Source organism: Moraxella oblonga NBRC 102422, assembly GCF_001598275.1.
In the GTDB taxonomy this organism is placed as follows: domain Bacteria; phylum Pseudomonadota; class Gammaproteobacteria; order Pseudomonadales; family Moraxellaceae; genus Moraxella; species Moraxella oblonga.
Window position 1 is genome coordinate 60,295 of the sequence record NZ_BCYQ01000011.1, and the last position, 23,021, is coordinate 83,315.

The following is a 23,021-nucleotide window of genomic DNA, read 5'->3' on the forward strand; positions in this document are numbered from 1 at the left end:
TTACTCCAAGTTTAGAATTAACAACAATCCCAATTATAAATGAGTTTGGAAAAATCTTGATTTTTTAAATCATTGGGGTGAATAAAGAAATTCGCCACACCGCTATCACCCCACATGATGTCATTTTCGTGGTCATCGGTGTCAATTTGCAACAACAAAATATGCTCTTGCAAAGATTTTTCATACTCTCGTGGGTCAGTTTGAGTAAAGTAAGGATAACCCAAAATTTGATGTCCGCCACTATTGGCAAGTTCATCATAAACAGACAAAACTTCATCAGGGTCATCCATTTCCAAATCTTCTTCTAAATAATTCCAAACATCACATTCTTTTAATTCATCAATCTTTTGAGAAAGATGATTGTATTCATAACACCCTGTGGTGCAAGATTGTGAAGTTAATGCAAAATTCATCGCATATTGATGATTAAAATCAAAGGGCAAGGCATCAATGTCTAATGCTTTTAATTGCTTGGCAATTTTATCCAATTCATCAATATTAATTGGTAGGCTGTCATCTTGCCAAAAGCGAACTTGATAAGTTTCAGATGGTAAAGGATTATCAAAATCCGCTCCATACAAATAATCATCATCTTGGCTATCAAGATAAATTTGTAAAATGCCTTGCATTGGCAATGGGTGTGCTAATTGGCTAATGTCTACCGTTTCGGTAAGTTGTTTAAAATTTAATTGAGCCAATAACACAAGGGGTGTACCATCCGATTTGGCAGGATAAGTTTCACCAACTGGCAAATAACCCATACCGCCAACTTGGCTTGATTTTGTTGGTAAAAAATCATTGTCTTGTTTTGATAAATCAATTTTAATACAATTTCGCTTTGAAATTTCTAGTAAGGTTTGCAGAGGTTTTGGTAAATCAGACATATCATTTTCCTTAAAAATTGATTCATTAAATAAACATTGGCTGTTTTAAATGGGCAATATTAAAACAGCCACACCAATCATCAAATCACCGCCTTTGGATATGACCCCAAAATACGCAAATCCTTAACAAGTGGGCGAATGTCATTTAAGGCATTTTTGATATTTTCATCATCAATATGCCCAAGCATATCAATAAAGAATACATAAGCCCATTTGTTTGGGCGTTCTGGACGCGTTTCAATACTGGTCATTGATACGCCGTGTTTTTTTAGGGGTTCTAAAATATCAATCAATGCCCCTGCACGGTCTGGACTTGATACAATGATGGAGGTTTTGTCTTGACCGCTTGGGGCAATATCCTCTCGCCCAATGACCAAGAACCGTGTGGTATTATTGGGATTGTCTTCAATGTTTTCGTGCAGTTTGTGCAAATCGTATTCTGCCGCTGCTACATCGCCTGCAATCGCTGCCGAATGCCATTCGTTTTTGATGCGTTTGGCTGCCTCGCCATTTGAGGACATTGCCACTCGCTCCACGCCTGCATAGTGCGTGTCTAGCCATTGACGACATTGGGCAAGGGTTTGCTGATGGGCATAGATTTTGGAAATTGCCTCAACTTTGGTGTGTTTATCCACCAAAAAATTGTGATGAATGGGCAACTCCACTTCGCCAATGATATGTAAATTTGACCCCAAAAATGCATCTAGGGTATGATTGACCACGCCTTCTGATGAATTTTCCACAGGCACAACGCCATACATCGCAGAGCCTGCCTCCACTTCACGAAATACTTCGGTGATGGTGGCAAGTGGCACGGTGGTGGTTGCCTTGCCAAAGTGCTTTAAGGCAGCAGCGTGGGTAAAAGTCCCTACAGGCCCCAAAAAAGCAATCTTTTGTGGTGCTTCAAGCTCCAAACATACTGACATAATCTCACGAAACAGGCGTGCCATCTTTTCAGAAGGCATTGCCCCATTCATTGCCTCATTGCGTTCCATTACTGTCTTTAGGACTTGGGCTTCTCGTTCTGGACGGTAAAAAATGGGGTGGTTTTCAAAGTCCTTTTTGGCAATGGCAACTTCTTTGGCGATACTGGCTCGCTCGTTGATAAGCTGTTGAATTTGTTCATCAATATGGTCAATTTTATCACGCAACACATTGATTTTGTTGGTGTCTAAGCTGGTATTTGGCTTGGTCATAAGCACCCCTAACTTTTGGTTTTTAAAAATAGGCTAATGATACATGAAATTTAGGGGTTAGGGCAAATCTTTTTTTTGATTTTCTTGATATTAATTGGCAAAATAATCAATTTTTAATAATTTAATTTATTTTATAAAATTATATAAATTCACTTTGCATAAAAAAACACGCCCAATTCGGACGTGTTTTCACGATGACGCATCAGCCCTTTAACATAGCAAAAATCTCATCACGCACTACATTAATATCCTTAGTGCCATCAAATTGGTGGTATGCTGGGGCATTTTCACCAGATTGAGCAACGGTTTGATAATGCCCGACAAGTGTAGCGGTTTGGGCATGATAGACTGACAAACGGTCTTTAATAACTTCTTCTTTATCATCATCACGTTGTACCAAATCCTCACCCGTCTCGTCGTCTTTGCCTTCAACTTTTGGTGGGTTATAGACCACATGATAAGTACGACCTGATGGCAAATGAGCTCTACGACCCGACAAACGCGTGATGATGTCAGCATCTGGCACGCTAATTTCTACCACAAAATCAATATTTACGCCAGCATCTGCCAGCGCCTGTGCTTGGGGAATGGTGCGTGGAAAACCATCAAAAATGCAACCATTGACACAATCAGGCTCTGCCAGACGCTCTTTGACCAAATTGATGATAAGTTCATCAGAAACAAGCTGACCTGCATCCATCACTGCTTTGGCGGTTTTGCCAAGCTGTGTCCCTGCCTTGATGGCGGAGCGAAGCATGTCGCCTGTGGAAATCTGTGGAATGTTAAACTCTTTTGAGATAAGCTGTGCCTGTGTGCCTTTGCCTGCCCCTGGTGGACCTAATAAAATAATACGCATGAGTATGCTCCAATAAACCACGAAATAGGGTTACAATATAAACCACATTATCCGATTGTTCAAGTATTTTTGGTGATAATTTTTAATAAAAATGGTAGTATTTTTAAATAAAATCATGGTACGATTTGTGAAATCTCCAAATCCACCGCCACTTTATCACCAAGCACCACAGGGTTTGCGATAAAATCACCAGATTGGCGAATGGCATTACCATCATGACTGATACGAGCATTGACAAGCAATGTAGCTTTACTCTCACGCCCTACTGACAAGGTATGGTTTGGCATCATCGCATCCAAATCACTCAATGATACTTGCAGTTTGCCATCACGCAACTCTTTGATGGGCAAACGCTTTACCGCATAAGGGGGCGAACCTTTATCATCACTAATAGTGATAAAAATGGTGTCAGTTTCACCAAGTTTTACCAATAGGCTGTCTGCCACACTTACTCCAACTTTCACACCTGCCATTACTTTACTTTCTTGGGCATCAATGGTACGTACCAATTCATCAAGGCTTGCCAATGCTTGACTGCGGTCGCCTGATTTACTGGCGATGTTTGTGCGAAGTTTGGCAACCCACGCTTTGGCTAAGGTATAATTACCTGCACGAGTCTCACCCATTGCCAACATCATCATTGCCCCTTCATGGTCTGGCGTGTGTTGCAAGGTTTCCAATAAGACATTTTTAATGGTACCATCAAGCATGCCATTATTGGCAAAAAAACCCATTTGAGCATAGGTCATGGCAACCTCAGTATCACTAGGGTTTAGCCGATAGGCACGAGATAAAGCCTCTAAGGCTTGAGGACTAGCTTCCAATGCCACAAAAAGTTCAGAAAGCCTTAACCAACGCTGTGGGTCATGTGCATGAGCATGAACATTGGTTTGCATGGCACTAATCAGAGCGGTACTGTCCTTGGTTGCCCATTTGGGAGGCGTGTCTATTTTGCCTGTCAACAAATCATCAGCCACCTGCCCTACCAAATCTTGGGCTTGCCACAACTGAAATACAGGCGTGCGATCAGAAGTCATCAGATAACACAGTCCTGCCAAAATCGGTATCCATATCATGACGATGATACGGCTTTTTTTACCAACAACAGTATGGCTATGTAGATGCGTTTGGGCATTTAAAAGCTGGCGTTTGAGTTCAACCTCTTGAATTTCAAAAGTTTTATCATCAATCAATCCCGCCTCTTTATCAGCTTTTAGTTCGGCAATTCGCTCACCAAACACCGCCACATTTACAGACATGAGTCTATTATCGTTGACCGTTTGGTTTTTTTTAAGCCATGGCAAAATCACAATAAGCGACAAACCCACACACATCATCACCGCCATACTAAAAAATAAAATCAACGTTGGTGTCATGGTTTGTCCTCGTTATTGTTATGTTTGGCTAAAATTGTATTCAACTTTTCTTCTTCTGCACGGCTCAATGCCCGAACATCATCAGCATGAGCCACATGTCGTCTTTTTTTGGTGATATAAATCCAGCCCAATACTAATATTGCAAATACCACATAGGGAAATAACCACAAAATCCACGTGGACGGACGCATGGGCGGTTTGTAACTGATAAAATCCCCATAGCTTTTAAACATATAATTACGAATCTCGGTATCGCTTCTACCCTCTTGTATCATCTGGTAGGTTTGATTTTTTAAATCCACCGCAATGGGTGCATCAGACCCTGCCAAATTTTGGTTTTGACACTTGGGGCAACGAAACTCTTCAATGAGTGCTTTATAGCGTGTTTCGTCTTCTGGCGTTTTAAATTCACGAAGTTCTATCGCCCCAAAACTTGCCATATTGATAGACAAAACCAATGCAATCAACGTACTTTTTATATATCTTGTCGTTATCATATCAGTCATCGCACGCCCCCAATTTAGCCTTTTCATCAAGCGTTGGATTGTCAATTGCCATCATGCACGTTTTGATGTTTGCCCAGTTTTGTTCGCCAATCTCACCCAAAATATGCTTGTATACCACGCCTTGACCATCAACCACAAAAGTCTCAGGAGCTCCCGTCAAGCCCAACTCTATGGCATATTTGCCGTCCAAATCCTGCACCGAAAATAAAAAGGGATTTTTATAATCATTCAGATAACCCAAAGCATTAGGAAGTTCATCTTTATAATTTACCCCCACCATCGGTACACCATCAGCTTGTAATTTGAGCAAAAAAGGATGTTCTATCTTACAGGTTGGACACCATGACCCCCACACATTCAACAAAAACGCCTGCTTTGGCAAATCTGCATTCGTCATTAAACGGTTAGGTTCGGATAATAAAGGCAAACTAAATGTAGGCAAGGGGTGATGAACACTTGTATCAATCACTACATCAGTTGGTTTACCCAATCTAAAAAAGAGCATAATCATAAGTAGCACAAAAACCACCAATGGTAACATAAACATCATCATGCGTTTTTGTTGTCGGTTCATACTTTTTCCTTTTTGATGCGATAACGTTTATCAAGCAGTGCCACAAGCCCTCCCAACGCCATGATGACCGCCCCAAGCCATAGCCAACGCACCATGGGTTTGACATAAACACGCACCGCCCATGTGTCTTTGGTTTGGCTAGCGATAGGTTCGCCTAATGCCACATATAATTCGTTGGTCAAACTAGGATAAAGCCCCACTTCGGTCATGGGCATCATAGAGACGACATAATTACGCTTTTGAGGGTACAAGGTTGTGATAAGTTTGCCGTCTTTTTTAATGCTAATGGTTGCTTGGGTGGCATCGTAGTTACTGCCTTTAATGGTACTAAATTCGCTTAGGTAAAAATCATAACCCTGCACCTGTATACTATCTCCTACGGTCATTGCCACGTCTTTTTCAACGCTTAGACTACTCACGCCTGCTACACCCAACGCCGTAACAATCACACCAACATGAGCCAAATGCATACCATAATAACTAGGACTCAATTTTTTAAAACCTGCCAAGCCCTTACTATTTTTTAGCTTGTCTTTAAAATCCCACACCATAAAGGCAAGCACCCACACCGACAATACAGCAGTGATATAAATCCCTTTATCAAATGCTACTTCATGCCCAAGCCGTGTCATAACATAGTATACACCACCACCCAACACAAGGCTATTCATGCCAAGTGTGATGACAAGCTTTAATAAGGGGCGATTATCCACTTTATATCGTAAAGTTGCTCCAATACCCATAAAAGCAAGCAAAACCCACGACAACGGCACAAATAAAGCATTAAAATATGGAGGACCTACCGACACTTGACCCAACTTAAAGGCGTCTGCAATGATAGGATACAGCGTACCAAGTAGCACAACCAAAGTCGCCACAAGCAAGATGATGTTGTTCATCACCAAAATCGTCTCACGAGATTTAAGCCGATAAGTACTCTCTACCGTCAAACGCCATCCACGTATTGCAAATAAGAGCAAACCACTACCAATCACTGCACCTAAAATGGATAAAATCGCCATGCCACGTGTGGGGTCAGCCGCAAATGAATGCACAGAAGTAATCGCCCCAGAACGTACCAAAAACGTACCAAGCAAGGATAAGGCAAATGCAAATATGGCAAGCATAATCGTCCATGCCTTGAACACGCCACGTTTTTCGGTAACCGCCAACGAGTGCATAAGAGCGGTACTGGCAAGCCATGGCATGAGCGAGGCGTTTTCCACAGGGTCCCAAAACCACCAACCACCCCAACCAAGCTCATAATACGCCCACCAAGACCCAATCGCAATCCCCAATGTCAAAAAGCCCCAAGCCACCACCGTCCAAGGGCGAGACCAACGTGTCCATACAGCGTCTAGACGACCCGCCCAAAGGCTTGCCAGACAAAATGCAAACGGCACAGCCAATCCCACATAACCCATGTACAACATGGGCGGATGAAAAATCAAACCAGGGTCTTGTAATAATGGGTTTAAATCCGCCCCATCAACAGGCAGATTGGGCAAAGTACGATCAAAAGGGCTGGACGTAAAAATAAGCATGGCAAGCATCATCGTCTGCACCATACCCAAAATAGACAGCACTCTGGCTCTCATGTCAAGCGGTAAGCCACGACTGAACACCGCCACAAGCATACACCATACCGCCAAAATCGTCAGCCAAAGCAATAATGAACCCTCATGCCCACCCCATGTGGCTGATACCTTATAGTACCAAGGCAGTAGGCTATTGGAATGACTGGTTACATACACCAAACTAAAATCATTACCCAAAAATCCAGCCATAAGCCCAAAAAATGACACCAACATCGCCACACACCCTGCAAAAGCAAGGCTTGGGGCGAGTCGTTGCCATTGGATTTGGTGTTTGACAATCCCCACAAAAGGCAAAACCGCCTGCAAAATCGCAAGCACAAAGGCGAGCAAAAGGGCAAAATAGCCAAGTTCGGTGATGAGCATGATGTTTTCCCAAAAGAATTAGCGACTGCTATTGATTTCCCACAAAACAATGGATAAATTTAGCGTATCAAATATGAATGAGGGTTGTTATGTACTGGCGGTTTTAGCAATATTTTGGTGATTTGCATCAAACCAACCACAGCTGATGTTTTGTTTTTTCTCATTTTGATGACAAATGTCAACGTGTTTGATACGCTCCTAATGGTGTAGGAAGCTTTAATTTTAAAATATTTAATAATTTATCATATTTGATATAAAAAATAAATTGTTTTACCAAAATAATTTTTAAAAAAATACCGCCACCAAATGCACCCAACCCGCCAACACGCCAGTAATCGCCCCCAAAACCACTAAGGTCATCTCATCCTCTTTGAAGGCAGGGCGAAGCAAATTTTGAAATTCATAGGGAGTTAGGGCTTTGAGGCGACTTTCAAATAACCCAAAAATTTTAGAGGCACGAGAATCATTAAGTTCAGGGCTACGGATTGGTACCATCGTTGCGTCTATGGATTTGTCAATAATAATGTCTTTAAATTCGTTCAGCTCTTGTTTGCCCATGCCCATTTTTAAGGTGGTGGCAACAATCGGCGATTCTAAGAGTTCATACATGTGTGATTTCATGAGTGTGCGAGTTTGTTCGGCTCGCACGCCGTACATCATCTCATTCATGACATTTTCAAGGGTAACAAGCTCTTTGACGACAATCTGGGCAAACACACTAGACACTTCGTCTTGGCGTTTCATAAAACCACCCTGCCACAGATAACGGTGAATGTGTGGAAACATCGGATAGACTTTACCATCTTGGTAGCGAAACAGGCGTATGAACCATAAAGGACGTGGCTCAACAGGATTAAATACCATCCAAATGGCTATCCAGTTGGTCAATGCCCCCAAATCCCTGCAAAAAAAGGCACCGTCCAATGCTGTGGCACAAAATAAAACACCCCCATCTGTATAATCCCAAAACCAAAACCAATCACGGCACTGATTTTCCAGATGAAATTAATCTCTTTTTTACCCACCCTCAAAAACATCTCTACCATCAGTTTGCGGTCGTTCTCCATACGCCTAACTATCATCTGACGCATGTCCACAAGCTCCTCAACATGGTAGGTCAAATCAAGCACCAACGCCTTCATGATACTGGGCAACTGTGCATGAACATGGGCATAAATCCGCCGTTTGACAGCATAGGGCAAATGACTCCACAGGGCATAATATTTTTCAAGCATGATTTCGTCAATCAGGCTCTCCAAATGACTGTCCACAGACGCCGTTACAAAATCCGCCATCTCTTCTGGATTCATCGCCTGAAAAAACTCGTCAATAGAACCCAGTTTTGATAAGGCTTGATCCACAATCACCCCAGAAATCTTGCCCGCCTTGGCAGGCACAATCCCTTGCCAACCTAGCCCCTGCAATCCAAATGGCATATTTTTCACACGAATACCCCAAAACTTAATGGGGTGAAACAACATCTCCAATGCCATCCATACATGAGCCCATGTTACAAAAGCAGTAACAGGCGGTATGGTGAGCATGGCAATGAATGCAGGGTGCTCGACTAAGGCTTGCCAAATAGATGAAAACATAAAAACGATGGTTGATGACAATCCGCCAATTTTAGCACAATTTTACATAAATAATGTGCTAAAATGCGGATTTTTTCACTTTAACAAACCCCATCATCATACTTTAATCATAAATAGTTATCAAACATCATTTATTATCATCTTATTTTTAAAATAACAATAATTATTATTTACATCAAGAATATTTTTTGGTAAGATACGCAAACATTTCATTACAGAGAGAGTAAGTCATGAAAGGTTTGATTACAAAACCCCTAACCGTTGCTGTGTTAAGCATCTTGGGTGCACAGGTTGCACTAGCCCAAGACAACACACAAGCCAGCACCCCAACTGTTGAGCTTGCCCCCATGAAAATTGGCATTGACCGCCAAGGAGCAAAAGTAAAAACCAACGTTGTTACCTTAAAGAAAAAAGACGAAAGTACCGCCACAGGACTGCGTGAACTATTAAAATCAGAACCTGCCATTGATTTTGGTAGTGGTAATGGTGCTTCACAATACATCAGTATTCGTGGCATGGGTCAAAACTCTGTTGACGTCAAGGTAGATAACGCTTATAGCGACAGTCAGATTCTCTACCATCAAGGTCGTCATATGCTTGACCCTAGCTTGGTTAAGATTGTCAGCGTCCAAAAAGGGGCTGGCTCTGCTTCGGCTGGTATTGGTGCTACCAACGGTGCGATTGTTGCCAAGACTGTAGATGCTCATGATTTACTAAAAGATGGTAAAAATTATGGTTTTAAATTAGGTACAATTTATAGTTCTAATGACGAACTGTCCTATAACGCCACAGCCTATGGTAAAGTTAACAACTTTGACTTTTTGGTTAGTGCCAATAAGGTTGATCAAGACAACTACAAAGGAGGTAAAGGTTACACCAACTATCTGGGCGGAGACACTGTACCATCAACCGATGTAGACAAAGTCAATTATTTGGCAAAAGTAGGAGCAAACTTTGGCGACCACCGTTTTGTGCTTAGCCATTTAAACATGACTGATAAAGGCGTACGTAATGTACGTGAAGAGTTTGACATTCGTCCAGCCAATGAAGCAGGCGGTCGCTTGTCAGTTGCCAGACAAGACCCACATTATCGTGAACTCTCACTTACCCAAACCAACCTAGAATGGACAGGCAAAAACCTAGGCTTTGCTGATGACGTTACCGCTAACATTTACACAATGGAAAACAAACGTGAATCAGCAGGTGGTGAACAGTATGGCAACCCTGGCATTCGAGGGGTAACATTGGCAGACAACGAAACCAAAGTCAAAACCAAAGGTGCCAATATTAATTTTGATAGTTATATCAATTCAGATTTTTTATCAAAATATAAAATTGATACTCTTTTATTAAAATATGGAGCAAATTATCGTCATCAAGAAAGCATTCCAAATTACCTACGTAAGGCTACCGACTTGGTAAACGTAGCAGGTCGTGGACAACCTGCAAACTGGCAACCTTTTGGTGTTAATTTAAATCACCAAGAAAAAACTGACACAGGTCTTTATGTGGAATCCATCGCCGACATTGGTAATGTTACTGCCACCGTTGGACTTCGTTATGACCATTTTAAATTTAAGGCAATGGACGGCAAAGAAGTATCTGATGGCGACATCAATCCTAGTATTGGTTTGATTTGGCAAGCCACACCATCTCTTAGTTTTAATGCCAACCACAACCACGCTACTCGTAGCCCAAGAATGTATGACGCTTTACGCAGTGGTGCCCTTGTATCCATTGCTGATGATGTAAAAGCTGAAAAAGCCAAAAACACCGAGATTGGCTTTAACTACAAACAAAGCACCCAATATGGTAACTTTGGTATTGATGGTAGTTACTACTGGCAAAAAATTGATGACTTACTTACCAGTGGTCAAGTATCACGTCATGATGAAACAGGAGCAGTCGCTTACTATAACGGCATTGATAATGTTGGTTATGCTAAAAATAAGGGTTGGGAACTTGGTGCAAACTACAACTACCAAAATATTACCGCCCGTTTGGGTGTAGCTGAAAGCAACCCTGAATTTTATAGTATGCCTGATGCACAAGGCAACCTACCTTCATTTGGTAACCGTGAATATGCTGTAAATTTAGGTCGTACTTATACCGCAGGTCTTTCCTACCGCTTTGACAATCCAAACCTAGAAGTGGGTGTCAACCATCGCCGTACCGCCAAAAGTACAGGGGAAGTTTGGAAAAACAACCCTGCCTACAACGCAAATGCCGTTCGTGATGGCTATGACACCACCGATGTCTATGCCAACTGGAAACCGTATGGCAACGACAAGATGAATGTAAACTTCGCCATCAACAACATCTCCGATGAATACTATGTGCCACAAACGTTGTCAGGCGTAGGTCTACCTGGTGTAGGTCGTGAATACCGTATCGGTGTAAACTTCACCTACTAATCCACCCCACCAAAAAAAACACCTCACATACGTGAGGTGTTTTTGTTTGTATCAAAACATGGTATAATGGGTGATTTAGTCTGTATTTGATTTTTGTATGAAAAACCCCTTTTCTGGCACACAAGACAAAAGCGTCCGTATTTTTCAAATTCGGGTGCTTATTTCCGCTTTGTTTGTCATGACAGGATTGTCGGGCTTGGCATTTCGCTATGGGCAACTCCAAATCCAAGAATACAACAAATACAGCACCAACGCCGAAAACAACCGAATCAAACTCATCTCAAACCCACCTCCTCGTGGCTACATCTATGACCGCAATGGTATTTTACTTGCGGATAACACACCTGTATTTACCGCCATCATTAGCCCTGATGAGGTTGATGATCCAGAGTATACCCTAAAACTGCTTGCCCCCATTTTTGAACTCACCGAAGAAGACATCACGGATATTTTGGCTCGTATCAGCAAAACCAAAAATGACCCTGTTACCATCAAAATGGATTTGACCGAAGACCACATCGCCAAATTCAGCGAACGCAAGCCATTTTTTCGTGGTGTAAGTATCCAATCCAAACTTAGTCGTGTCTATCCACATGATGAGCTGTTTGCTCATGTCATCGGCTATGTAGGACGTATTAACGACAAAGAATCTAAAACCATAAAAGCTGACCCTCATAAACAAGCCCTATACGCTGGTACGGATTTGATTGGTAAATTGGGCATTGAAAAACAATACGAAGAAGTATTACTTGGCAAACCCGGCTATCAGTCAGTAGAAGCCAACGCTCATGGCGAAGTGCTTCGTAGGCTTGACAGTAAAGCTGCGGTAGCAGGCAACGACTTGTACCTAAGTTTGGACTACGGTTTACAAAAAGTCGCCCAAGACCAACTCGCTGGCAGGCGTGGAGCAATTGTGGCACTTGACCCAAAAAATGGCGATGTGCTTGCTTTTGTCTCAAACCCCAGTTTTGACCCCAACCCCTTTGTTTCTGGCATTTCATCACAAGCCTATGCTGTCTTGCGTGATGACATAGACCAACCTCTATACAACCGAGCCTTACAAGGACTCTACCCACCCGCATCTACCATCAAACCCTTTGAAGCGATGGGGTTTTTACACCACAAAATCATGCGATGGGAAGATGTGATTCATGACCCTGGTTATTTTAGCTTACCAGGAGATAAGCACAAATTCCGTGACTGGAAAAAGGGAGGTCATGGCATGGTTAATATGAACAAATCCATCGTCATGAGTGTAGACACCTATTATTATAAAAATTCATATAAAATGGGCATTGATAAACTACATAGTTGGATGAGTGGATTTGGTTTTGGCAAAAAAACAGGGATTGACCTACCGCACGAAAAAGCCGGTATCATGCCCTCCCCCGAATGGAAAATGAAAACCTATGGCAAAGAATGGCTACCGGGCGAGACTATTTCGGTATCTATCGGGCAAGGAGCTTTTTTGGCAAGCCCCCTCCAAGTCGCCAACGCTACCGCCATGACCGCCAATTTGGGTAAGCACCTTACCCCCCACATTCTCAAAAATTCCACAGGGGCAGAATACGTCAAAGTCATTGATAAACCTGATGGCGTGATTGAGTTTAATGGCAAAAAATCCGACTGGCTACGTATGCATACCGCCATGGAAGATACCGTCAAACGAGGCACCGCCAAAGGCATTTACACCCCCAAATACCGCATCGCAGGCAAAACAGGTACGGCACAGGTCAAATCCATCGCACAAGGCAAAACTTATAACAAAGCCCTACTAAGCTCTCGCCACTGGGACCATGCGTGGTTTACAGGTTTTGCTCCTGTTGATGACCCCCAAATCGCCCTAGCAGTCATTGTTGAAAATGGTGGTGGTGGTAGTAAAGTGGCTGCACCCATTGGACGAGCTTTGTTTGATTATTGGGTACTACAACGTGAGAAGAACCCCATACGACCACCTAATGCTACCGAGATGACAAAAATCCGAGCCAAAAAACACGCCCAAATGCAAGCCAAAATTGTCGCCATGCAAAAACACAAAGCCCTAGAAAAACAAAGAGAGCTTGAAAAGCAAAAAGAAACAGAAAAGTTAGCCCTAGAAAAACAACACGAAACCAACAAACCACACACAAACCAAAGCAACAACGCCCAATGAGAAATGCCACAAAAAAACCCACCACCAACCAAGTACGTATTATTGGTGGTATGCACAAACGCCGATTACTTAGTTTTTTGGACATTGATGGCTTACGTCCCACACCTGACCGCTTGCGTGAAACACTCTTTAATTGGCTAATGTCTGATATGCTAGATGCAACGGTGCTAGACGTGTGTGCTGGTTCGGGCGTGTTGGGCTTTGAGGCACTCTCTCGAGGGGCGAAGTCAGTAGTAATGATAGAACCAAGCAAACAAGCTGGCGAGCTTAGCAAAAACGCCAAAATACTCAACTGCACCGCTCAGCTTCATCTCATCAATACCACCGCCCAAAATGCCCTACCCACACTTAACACACCTTTTGATGTGATATTTTTAGACCCACCTTATGATTTAAACTTATGGCAATCTCTGCTTGACCTTATCATCATGCATGGGTTGTACCATGACGACACACTGATTTATAGTGAGAGCAATCGCCCCTTGACAGAAGTTTTTACCACGCCCATAGAACTCATCAAATCCACCAAAATCGGACAAATTCACGCAGGCATTTTTAGGCTTGACCCAACACCATGAAAACCATTCAACTTGCCATCATCGGACACACCAACACAGGCAAAACTTCACTCATGCGAACCCTGCTTCGCAACGATGAATTTGGCGAAGTCAAAAATGAATCCGCCACTACTCGCCATGTGGAAGCAGTTACCCTATACAGTACCACCAAGCACCCTTTGGTGGTGCTACATGACACACCGGGCTTAGAAGATGCCAGTGGCGTGATGGATTATTTGCACGAACACACCGACCCACGCAAAGATGGCGTAGACAGGCTACAAGCCTTTTTGGAGGCGGTACGCACACATTCTCCCAAGTTACATGACGATTTTTCCCAAGAAGCCAAAGTAGTAAATGCCCTACTTCATGCTGATGTCGCCATCTATGTGGTGGACGTGCGTGAACCCATTTTATCCAAATACCAAGACGAATTGGCGATTTTGGCAAGCTCTGGCGTGCCTGTATTGCCTGTATTTAATTTTGTCAAATCTGACCAACAAAAAGCAGATGAGTGGCGACAAATGCTCTCTCGTAGAGCCTTGCACGTTTGTCATGCTTTTGATACGGTAGCCTTTGATTTTGAAGCAGAAATGCTCCTTTGGCAATATCTACACACACTCACCCACGCCCAAGCCTTTGACATTTTACAACATGAACGGCGTGAATTATGGCACGAACTGGGCGAAAAAGGCAGTTTTATCATCGCTGATACGCTCATCAATATCGCCAGTTTTAGCCAAAAGATTGCCGAAAATACCGACCCTGCCCCCACATTGACACTCATACAGAACGCTGTTCGCCAAGTGGTTAGACAAACCGAACAAAAACTGCTCTCACTGTATCGCTTTTATCATACAGATGTTGTACAGTTGGATTTACACATACAAAGCACTACCCAAGACATATTTGACCGTGAACTTTTGACACGTTATGGCATACGCACCGCAGGCGGTGGCATGGCTGGCATGATTGTGGGTGCTGGTATTGACGTGGCGACTTTTGGGGCAAGCTTAGGGCTAGGAACTGCCATTGGTGGTATGTTGGGCGGACTATTACCCAACGCCCAAACCATCAAAGATAAAGCCACAAATGTAAAAACACTGCATGTTGATGATGCAACCCTAACGGTCATCGCCACTCAATTGCAAAGGTTGCACCACATTTTACGTCATCGTGGGCACGCCAGTCTTGATACCATCAGCACACAAACTGACCAATCAATTTGGCAAAAAATCCCAACACCACTCAAAAAAGCCAAAGCTTATCAACATTATTCTGACATCGGTAGCCCCAACCAAAGCACGCAAACACTCAGAGCAGAGCTGTCAGAAGCGTTGGCAATGGTATTGGAAAAGCAACTTTAATACACTTGGTGGGTGATTGGCATGGCTGTAATTTTACCACCCCACACCAATCAGCCTTGTGTATTAGCGACACACCTTGTTGCCCACGACAACAGAGCTGTCCTTACATACATATTTGCCCGTTGATACTTCACAATGGCTAAATCCGCCATGCTGACGGCAGGGGTGGTTATTGCTAGAACCACTAGAACCACCACCAAAACGATAGCTCACCTTTGAACGCTCTTGTTCTTTTTTGGTGGAGGTCGTTTGGGTGCTGGGTTTGATTTGATAATGCGATTTGCCACCAATACCACCACCCTTTCCACCACCGCCTTTACCACCCTTAGCGATTGCAGGGCTGACAAGTGATAACGCCATCACACAAAAGACCACTTTGATTACCATTTTCATAAATTATCCCTTCATTGATGATTAAAATTTCACCGTAATCACACCGTCATTACCTGCTTTGAGCATGATGTGAGCGGATTGACTGGCAAAAATACCATTACACACCACACCCACGATGTTGTTGAGCGTTTTTTCAAGCTCGCTAGGATTTTTGATGTCCAAATCATAAGTATCCAAAATCACGTTCCCATAATCAGTAACAAACCCTTCACGATACACAGGGTCGCCGCCAAGTTTAACCAGCTCACGAGCCACATAAGAGCGAGCTTGGGGCAACACTTCCACCGCCACAGGAAATTTACCCAACTTCTCAACAGTTTTGCTATCATCTACCATACACACAAAAGTTTTGGCACACGCCGCCACGATTTTTTCGCGGGTCAAAGCACCGCCACCCCCCTTAATCATGTTGCCATGAGGGTCTATCTCATCAGCCCCATCAACATACAAATCCAGCTCACCCACCGTATTTAGGTCAAAAATCTCAATACCCAAGGCACGCAATTTATCTTCGGTAACTTGGGAGCTTGTTACCGCCCCTTTTAGGCGAACTTGGGGAAGTAGCTCAATCAGGCAATTTACCGTACTGCCTGTTCCCACTCCCAAAATCATGCCATCATCAATATAAGTAAGGGCGGATTTGGCAGCAGCTTGTTTTTGGGCAAGTTTTGGGTCGCTCATAATCAATTCTCTTTAAAAAATAAATAATTTTAGTCTAAAAAGTACACAAAACTTGGTTTGATATTTGCACCAAATTTATCAAAGGGTCAAAACCAAGTTTTGTGGGAAATTTATTGATAAAATCTCATCAGCAATTAAAATTAGGTCGTCGGTTTTCCAAGTTTTGAAAAATGCCAAATTTACCAATCAACATAATGGTTTTCATGTAATGTAATAGCATCATGATTGGGGTTGTTTTTAATTTCCAACACCAAACTTTCTATCAAAAATGCCAATTTATCCATAGGGATTTTATAACGTTCACCATCTACTTCAATATAATAATGGCAAGTTGGATTATCAAATAAAAAATAACGAAATTTCTGACCTTTTATCGCCACCACCAACCAATGTACCACGCCCCAAGTTTCAATTTTACTAACTTGATGATCTACCGATTTATTATCAATCACCATATTACCATAATTATCATACATTTTGACAAAATGCTTGGCAAAAGTGATGATTGGTAGTGGTGTATTGGCTTTTAAATTAAAATGACGATAATGAAAAATATAAAACCAAAAAGATGGCAAACAAATCAATGAGAAAAATACCAAAAAACCAATTGGGGCATCCGCATCATAAATCCACCAACCCACCATCAATATAAAAAAAGCCAACCCAAAACGCAAACGAAATCGCAGGTTTTTATCAATAGGTTCAATATCATCAATCACCTGCCAAATCGTGATAGGCAATGATAGAGACGTGTTGGGAGCTAGGTCTTGCTCTATGACTTTCATAGGGTTACCTTTTATCGTCATTTTACTAAAATTTTTATCAAAATGATAGTATTACAAAGCCAATCGCTCCAAATATTTGGGCGGTACAGTGTCCACGAGCCACACGCCATTAGCCGAGCGATAAAACACCACGCCATCTGCCACCATCTGAGCCGTGTCCACCCGTAGCACCGCCACTGCCCCATGACGCTTACCAACCTTTATCGCTGTCTGTACATCACCACTTAAATGCACATGATGGCGAGTTTTGGGAATTAAACCCATTTGCCAAATGCCATCAAGGCTATCTATCGCCGTACCGTGATACAATATGGGCGGGGGTATTTGTGGTGATAAATTCAAATCCACAGCCACCGAATGTCCTTGATTGGCACGGATTTTTAACCCATCATCGCTATACGAAAAGCGTTTTTTGTCGTTATTTGCCACCACTTCATCAAGCATGGCACGAGTCATGGGAAATTGACTGTTTTGCAAAGCATTGAGTAAAGTTTCCACCGCCACATAACCGTGATTATCAAGCACAATCCCTATCAATTCAGGTTTGTGGCGTAAAATGCGACTTAAAAAACGACTGTGATTTTTTAGGGATTTTTCATCAAGTATCATACATTTTTCCAAAAAAATAAATCCTTGCCAAATATAGCAAGGATTAAACAGCTTGTCAAAAAATAAAATGGTCGTTATAGATGTAAGTTTAAAGGTTTAATAAACAAACCTCACTCTCAACCTAAAAATGTGAATTGTTTGGTTTAGATTTATTTATTAGACTTCCTGCAAAACTAGGTTTTTTTGTTCGCCCTGAGCTTGTCGAAGGGTAGGAAAACAGTGGCGGTTCGACAAGCTCACCACGAACGGTTTTCCTTGTTTTTGAGTTTTGCAGGAAGTTTATTAAAGGGTGAACGGTTTTTGTTGTGATTTAACTTTTCTTACCATAAACAAAAACCATCTGTTGGGTTTTGAGTAAAATTTACTATAAAACCCAAATGCCAACATTCAGCGATATAAATTTCACCCAGTTAATGTTTATCCACATTTCATTCATGAAAAAGATTATGTTAAATAAATTTTAAGGCAAAAAAAGTGACTTCATCAGCACATCTTCGGCACACTTTGGGATTACTACCGTTGCTACCTTCCGGTCCTGGCGGGGTTCATAAATCAAAGTTGCGAAGTTACCGATGAAGCCGAGTGTTATTATAGGTTATTTTTAAAATTTTGCAAGCACTTTTTGCAATTTTTTGTAAAATTATATAACACATTGAAATTTATAAATTTTTGGCAAAATTATCCACCCACGCCAGTCGCTCCAATGTTCCTACATCCACCCAAGTATCACTGATGATTTCGCCAGAGATGCGATGTTCATTCATCGCTTGACGCAGATACGGAGCAAGCGGTGCAATCTGCCCCACCGCCACATCTGCCACAATGTCAGGCGACATCACGCTAATGCCCGAAAACGTCAAGTCAGATTTGTCCGTTTTGGGATAGACTTTGCCATCATTTAGCACAAAATCACCATCAGGATTATGTTCGGGGTTGGCAACCAAACCCAGATGAGCCAACCTATCACCAAGCGTAACCGCACGAAACCGACCAAAATCAGTCGTTGTCCACACATCGCCATTGACGAGCAAAAATGGTTTGTGGGCAAGCAAGCCTTGTGATAAAGCATAGCGTATCCCCCCTGCCGTCTCCAATGGCTCATCAAGTACACTCTCATCAGAGATGTGCAAATTAACCCCCAATGTCATCTGCGATAATGCTTGTATCAACACATCACCCAAATAACCTGCATTAATGACAATATCACTAATACCCGCCTGCCGTAAGCGTTCAATATGCCAGACGATGAGCGGTTTACCTGCTACAAGAACAAGTGGCTTGGGAGTGGTGAGTGTCAAAGGTCTCATGCGAGTGCCTTTGCCTGCCGATAAAATCATGGCTTGGGTAATCATAGTGCTTTAACTGCTTTAAACGATTAAATTTTAATTTAATAAATTTGTTAGGCACATTATGCACCCAACCAATTGATTTGAAAGTGAGATTTATTTTATGCAAATTTTTGTTGATAATTGGGCATGACTTTTTTATCAAGCCAAGCCAAAAATTCGCCATAAACCACATTATTACCATGTTCGCTAAGCCATGCCAATTCAATGCGTAAATCATTCATGACTTTTGGGATATTGGTCAAATAGCGGTCTTTACCATCTCTTTGATATAGGCGAACAAAAATGCCCAATACCTTTAAATGTCTTTGGATACCCATGATATTAACATCTTTGGTAAAAGCATGAATATCATCTTTGCGGTGAATGAGTGTATAAAATTCTTCAATTTTTTGATTGACCCATACCTCATCTTCGTCAATATAAGCATCTCTTACCAAACTGACCAAATCATAAGTGTCTGCCCCAATGAGAGCATCTTGGAAATCAATCACACCAAGAGCATCAGAGGATTTGTCCGCCATAAGATTACGACTGTGATAATCACGATGTACAATCACTTTGGGTTGTGTTTGAATGTTGTCAAGCAATATTTTTTGTAATCGTTGCCATAATAATAATGACAAATCATCAAATTGAACATTGACATAAGGCAAAAACCATTCTGAAAACAAATTCATCTCAGCAGTGAGTTTGTCATCATCATAAGGTGGCAAATCCACATCGGTGCGTATTTGTTGTAATTGAGCAAGGGTATGTAAGGCAGTGGTGTAATGTTTGTCTTTTTGGTTTTTATCTAAAATTAAATGAGCAAATTCGGTCGTGCCAAAATCTTGGAGCAACAAAAAACCACGTTCAATATCAGAAGCGATAATATCAGGCACATTGACTTTTTCGGATAAAATGTGAGCAACTTTGACAAATTCAACCACGCTTTCTTTTTGGGGGGGTGCGTCCATAAGCAAATAGCTCATTTCATCACGCCCAATCTCACTGCCAACATGAAAAAAAATGCGGTGATAACGGCGAAAACTGGCATCGCCTGCCAAACTCTCCACACGAAAACCTTGTGTCAAATGCGTGTTTAAAAATGTCATCATTTCATCAGTGCGGTTCATGGCTTACCCTTTTATAAAAAAATAAATGCTAGTTTAGCTTAATTTTCGCATTTTCTCTACAAAAATGGTGTAAAATAGGCGAATTTTTTATTATTTTGGTATTTAAGGCACATCATGCGTAGCAAACATCATCACGGACAAAGCACGCTCACCACAGGTATTCAGATTGCACTTGTTGGTGTGAGTGCGATTGGGCTATTGCCACACACAGCCCTTGCCAACCCCAAACAAAACGCCAACCTAAAAAAACTTACCGAATATTATCACACCAACCCAGATAGCCACACTCGTTGTCATGGTGCATGGGTACAACCCAAATCACCAACTCAGACAAAAAACCAAGATGAAGATAACGCAACTGGCGTGGATACAAGCGATGGTACGGTATTTGCCCAAGCTGACATGGGGTATTGGGACAACGATGATTATGCTGAATTGTCAGGCGATGTTATCATTGAGCAGTCAGGCAGACAAGTACGTGCCGAAAAAGTAACTTTTAAGCCCAGCACAGGTGAAATTAATGCTGATGGTCAAGTACTGTTTGCAGACGGCAACACCAACCCTAACACCAATACCGCAGGCATCATTGGGGTGGCTGATAACCTAAAATACGCCGACAATCAGTCTGCCATTGCCACCGACATCGCCTTTGCCAGCACCACGATGAATGCACATGGTCATGCCAAACAAATGACCAAACACAACAATAGCCATTATGAAATGCAGGACGTGATGTTTAGTACCTGCCCACCCAACGAACGCAAATGGCATTTAGACGCTGACAGCATTGACATCAATACCGATACAGGGCGTGGTATTGCCAAAAATGCCAAACTTAACCTTGGTGATACACCTATTTTTTATCTACCTTATCTCAACTTCCCTATTGATGATAGACGTGCCACAGGCTTTTTGCTCCCAAATGCAGGTGTTAGCTCCGACCGCATTGAAATCAATACGCCCTACTACATCAACCTTGCTCCCAATTATGATTTGACCCTAACTCCCACCATATACAGCAACACCAATCCCATGCTGACGGGAGAATTTCGCTATTTGACCCAAAATTTAGGCTCTGGTATTTTGACAGGCTCTTATTTGCCCAATGATAAAAATTATGACGACCAAGACCGCAGTCGCCTGTTTTATGACCATGATTGGCACTCTAAAAAATACCCCCATCTGTCTGTACATGGGACATATCGCTATGTCTCTGACCGTGATTATTTAAACGATTTTGATACCTTAGGATTGGAAAATAACCCCCTAAATCTCCCCAGACGTATTTGGGCAACCTATTATAACGAACACGTTAACGCTGATTTGCGTGTAGAAACATTCCAAAGCCTAGACGGTACAAAATCAGACGGTACACCCATCACCGACAAAGACAAGCCCTATTCACGCCTGCCCCAACTTTCGGTGAACTATACCCTACCTAGCAATAACGCCTTGCAACTGACAGGGATACATAACACCGCTTACTTTAAAAAATCCATCAAAGACAACTCAGAAGTAGAAAAAAGCGGTGTACGTATGTACAACCAACTGCTTGCCAGCTACCCCATAACCAAATCATGGGGTTACGTTACACCAAAATTTGGCTTGACACATCTTTATGCCTCTTATGACGAAGACAGCTTGGCAGGGCAAAATCTCACCAAAGAAGAAGGGCGGTATTCAATATTTGCACCACATTTTAGTGTTGATTCTGGACTATTTTTTGAAAAACAAGGTTCACCTTTTGGGTGGTTCAAAGACAGTTTGGGCGGTTATCAGACCGTTAGCCCACGCCTAAAATACACATACACCCCCTACAAAAACCAAGCCAACATTCCCAATTTTGAGACCGATGTCGCCACCATCAGCTATGACCAACTTCTATCAGACAGCTGGTTTTTGGGCTATGACCGCATCCAAGATTTGCACGCCGTAACACCTGCGATAAACTATCGCTATGTAGACAAAAACGGTTTGACACGTTTTGATGCTGGTGTGGCCGAGCAGTTTTTGCTTGAAAAAACCAAAGTAGGGATTGAGGATAGCCAAACCTTTGACCGCAGTCATTCTGGCTTGGCATGGCAAATGAGTACGCAACCCAAACAAAATCTATGGGTGGATTTTGCAGGTGCATTAAACCCAGATTATCGCTTTAACTCAGCCATCGCCCAAGTGCGTTATCAGCCCAATGACAAAAGCCTATTCAATGTCGGCATGATTGAACGCAAAGAAAATAAATTTACCAACCAGCTTGCTATGTCCGCCTACACCGCTTCGGCGATTTTCCCCATCAACAACCGTTGGCGTGTCCTATCTCAAGCCCAATATGACCACAAAAACTCCCGTTTATTAGATGCGTTGGTGGGCATTAATTACGAAGATTGTTGTTATGGCATTTCAGTTTATGCTCGTCAATACCGCAACGACCTAAGCCCTGATTCTAGTAAAAACCATGCAATCATGGCAGAAGTCCGCTTAAATGGCATTACCAGTGGTGGCAAGCTAAACCGCCTACTTAGCGACAAGGTTATGGGGTATGATACCGCACAACAAGCATGGCAACGGGCGTATTAACAGCAAAATAAAACAAACACAAACACATTTGACGACTTGGGGTCAAAATGCTAAACTTAAACAACCTTTAATTTAGA

Annotated in this window: 18 protein-coding genes, 1 other RNA gene and 1 pseudogene; 5 read left to right on the top strand and 15 right to left on the bottom strand. The window is 42.3% G+C overall.

Annotation, left to right across the window (positions count from 1 at the left end; genetic code table 11):
* Positions 1–17: 17 nt before the first annotated feature.
* The 8 genes and pseudogenes from MOB01S_RS04385 to MOB01S_RS04420 all read right to left on the bottom strand — a co-directional run bounded on the left by MOB01S_RS04385 (position 18) and on the right by MOB01S_RS04420 (position 8,948).
* Positions 18–884 carry a YwqG family protein gene (locus MOB01S_RS04385; protein WP_066802070.1) on the bottom strand — a complete coding sequence of 289 codons (867 nt, stop codon included), beginning with the start codon at positions 882–884 and terminating at the stop codon, positions 18–20.
* Between the two features lie 80 nt (positions 885–964).
* The gene (gene pheA, locus MOB01S_RS04390) at positions 965–2,080 is read right to left on the bottom strand and encodes a prephenate dehydratase (protein ID WP_066802072.1); all 1,116 of its coding nucleotides are present in this window, start codon (positions 2,078–2,080) and stop codon (positions 965–967) included.
* Positions 2,081–2,282: 202 nt separating this feature from the next.
* Entirely contained in the window at positions 2,283–2,936 is a 654-nt protein-coding gene (adk, locus tag MOB01S_RS04395) for an adenylate kinase (RefSeq protein ID WP_066802074.1), read from the bottom strand.
* A gap of 113 nt (positions 2,937–3,049) precedes the next feature.
* Positions 3,050–4,312, bottom strand: a complete 1,263-nt coding sequence (gene ccmI, locus MOB01S_RS04400) for a c-type cytochrome biogenesis protein CcmI (protein ID WP_066802076.1) — start codon at positions 4,310–4,312, stop codon at positions 3,050–3,052.
* Positions 4,309–4,818, bottom strand: a complete 510-nt coding sequence (locus MOB01S_RS04405) for a cytochrome c-type biogenesis protein (protein ID WP_245639995.1) — start codon at positions 4,816–4,818, stop codon at positions 4,309–4,311. Before MOB01S_RS04405 ends, ccmI begins: the two co-directional genes overlap by 4 nt.
* Complete coding sequence (locus tag MOB01S_RS04410; RefSeq protein ID WP_066802078.1) at positions 4,811–5,392, bottom strand: DsbE family thiol:disulfide interchange protein; 582 nt, start codon at positions 5,390–5,392, stop codon at positions 4,811–4,813. The genes MOB01S_RS04405 and MOB01S_RS04410 overlap by 8 nt, the downstream gene beginning before the upstream one ends.
* Positions 5,389–7,353: a heme lyase CcmF/NrfE family subunit gene (locus tag MOB01S_RS04415; RefSeq protein WP_066802080.1), complete on the bottom strand. Its 1,965-nt coding sequence runs from the start codon at positions 7,351–7,353 to the stop codon at positions 5,389–5,391. Before MOB01S_RS04415 ends, MOB01S_RS04410 begins: the two co-directional genes overlap by 4 nt.
* Positions 7,354–7,638: 285 nt before the next feature.
* Positions 7,639–8,948, bottom strand: a pseudogene (locus MOB01S_RS04420) (hypothetical protein).
* Positions 8,949–9,178: 230 nt separating this feature from the next.
* Here MOB01S_RS04420 and MOB01S_RS04425 point away from each other — a divergent pair.
* The 4 genes from MOB01S_RS04425 to MOB01S_RS04440 all read left to right on the top strand — a co-directional run bounded on the left by MOB01S_RS04425 (position 9,179) and on the right by MOB01S_RS04440 (position 15,438).
* A complete protein-coding gene (locus MOB01S_RS04425) occupies positions 9,179–11,362 on the top strand; it encodes a TonB-dependent siderophore receptor (RefSeq protein ID WP_066802082.1) in 2,184 nt (727 codons plus the stop codon).
* A 97-nt stretch (positions 11,363–11,459) separates the two neighbouring features.
* Positions 11,460–13,514 (top strand): penicillin-binding protein 2, encoded by a 2,055-nt coding sequence (gene mrdA / locus MOB01S_RS04430; protein WP_066802084.1) that lies wholly within the window; start codon positions 11,460–11,462, stop codon positions 13,512–13,514.
* Positions 13,511–14,092 carry a 16S rRNA (guanine(966)-N(2))-methyltransferase RsmD gene (gene rsmD, locus MOB01S_RS04435; RefSeq protein WP_066802086.1) on the top strand — a complete coding sequence of 194 codons (582 nt, stop codon included), beginning with the start codon at positions 13,511–13,513 and terminating at the stop codon, positions 14,090–14,092. The genes mrdA and rsmD overlap by 4 nt, the downstream gene beginning before the upstream one ends.
* On the top strand, positions 14,089–15,438 hold the full coding sequence (locus tag MOB01S_RS04440) for a GTPase/DUF3482 domain-containing protein (RefSeq protein WP_066802087.1): 1,350 nt from the start codon (positions 14,089–14,091) through the stop codon (positions 15,436–15,438). The genes rsmD and MOB01S_RS04440 overlap by 4 nt, the downstream gene beginning before the upstream one ends.
* Positions 15,439–15,501: 63 nt before the next feature.
* On the opposite strand, the gene MOB01S_RS04445 is transcribed toward MOB01S_RS04440, so the two are convergent.
* The 7 genes from MOB01S_RS04445 to MOB01S_RS04475 form a co-directional block, all read right to left on the bottom strand.
* Positions 15,502–15,831 carry a hypothetical protein gene (locus MOB01S_RS04445; RefSeq protein WP_066802092.1) on the bottom strand — a complete coding sequence of 110 codons (330 nt, stop codon included), beginning with the start codon at positions 15,829–15,831 and terminating at the stop codon, positions 15,502–15,504.
* 21 nt (positions 15,832–15,852) lie between these two features.
* Positions 15,853–16,512: a ribose-5-phosphate isomerase RpiA gene (rpiA, locus tag MOB01S_RS04450; protein ID WP_066802094.1), complete on the bottom strand. Its 660-nt coding sequence runs from the start codon at positions 16,510–16,512 to the stop codon at positions 15,853–15,855.
* A gap of 179 nt (positions 16,513–16,691) precedes the next feature.
* Positions 16,692–17,297, bottom strand: coding sequence for a hypothetical protein (locus tag MOB01S_RS04455; RefSeq protein WP_066802096.1), 606 nt, complete (start codon positions 17,295–17,297; stop codon positions 16,692–16,694).
* 51 nt (positions 17,298–17,348) lie between these two features.
* On the bottom strand, positions 17,349–17,906 hold the full coding sequence (locus tag MOB01S_RS04460) for an RNA 2'-phosphotransferase (RefSeq protein ID WP_066802098.1): 558 nt from the start codon (positions 17,904–17,906) through the stop codon (positions 17,349–17,351).
* Between the two features lie 478 nt (positions 17,907–18,384).
* Positions 18,385–18,481, bottom strand: an RNA gene (ffs, locus tag MOB01S_RS04465) — signal recognition particle sRNA small type.
* An 84-nt stretch (positions 18,482–18,565) separates the two neighbouring features.
* On the bottom strand, positions 18,566–19,258 hold the full coding sequence (gene murU / locus MOB01S_RS04470) for an N-acetylmuramate alpha-1-phosphate uridylyltransferase MurU (protein ID WP_066802100.1): 693 nt from the start codon (positions 19,256–19,258) through the stop codon (positions 18,566–18,568).
* A gap of 95 nt (positions 19,259–19,353) precedes the next feature.
* Entirely contained in the window at positions 19,354–20,370 is a 1,017-nt protein-coding gene (locus MOB01S_RS04475) for an aminoglycoside phosphotransferase family protein (RefSeq protein ID WP_066802102.1), read from the bottom strand.
* A 114-nt stretch (positions 20,371–20,484) separates the two neighbouring features.
* Here MOB01S_RS04475 and MOB01S_RS04480 point away from each other — a divergent pair, with 114 nt between their 5' ends.
* Positions 20,485–22,944, top strand: a complete 2,460-nt coding sequence (locus MOB01S_RS04480) for an LPS-assembly protein LptD (protein ID WP_066802104.1) — start codon at positions 20,485–20,487, stop codon at positions 22,942–22,944.
* The last annotated feature ends 77 nt before the right edge of the window (positions 22,945–23,021 follow it).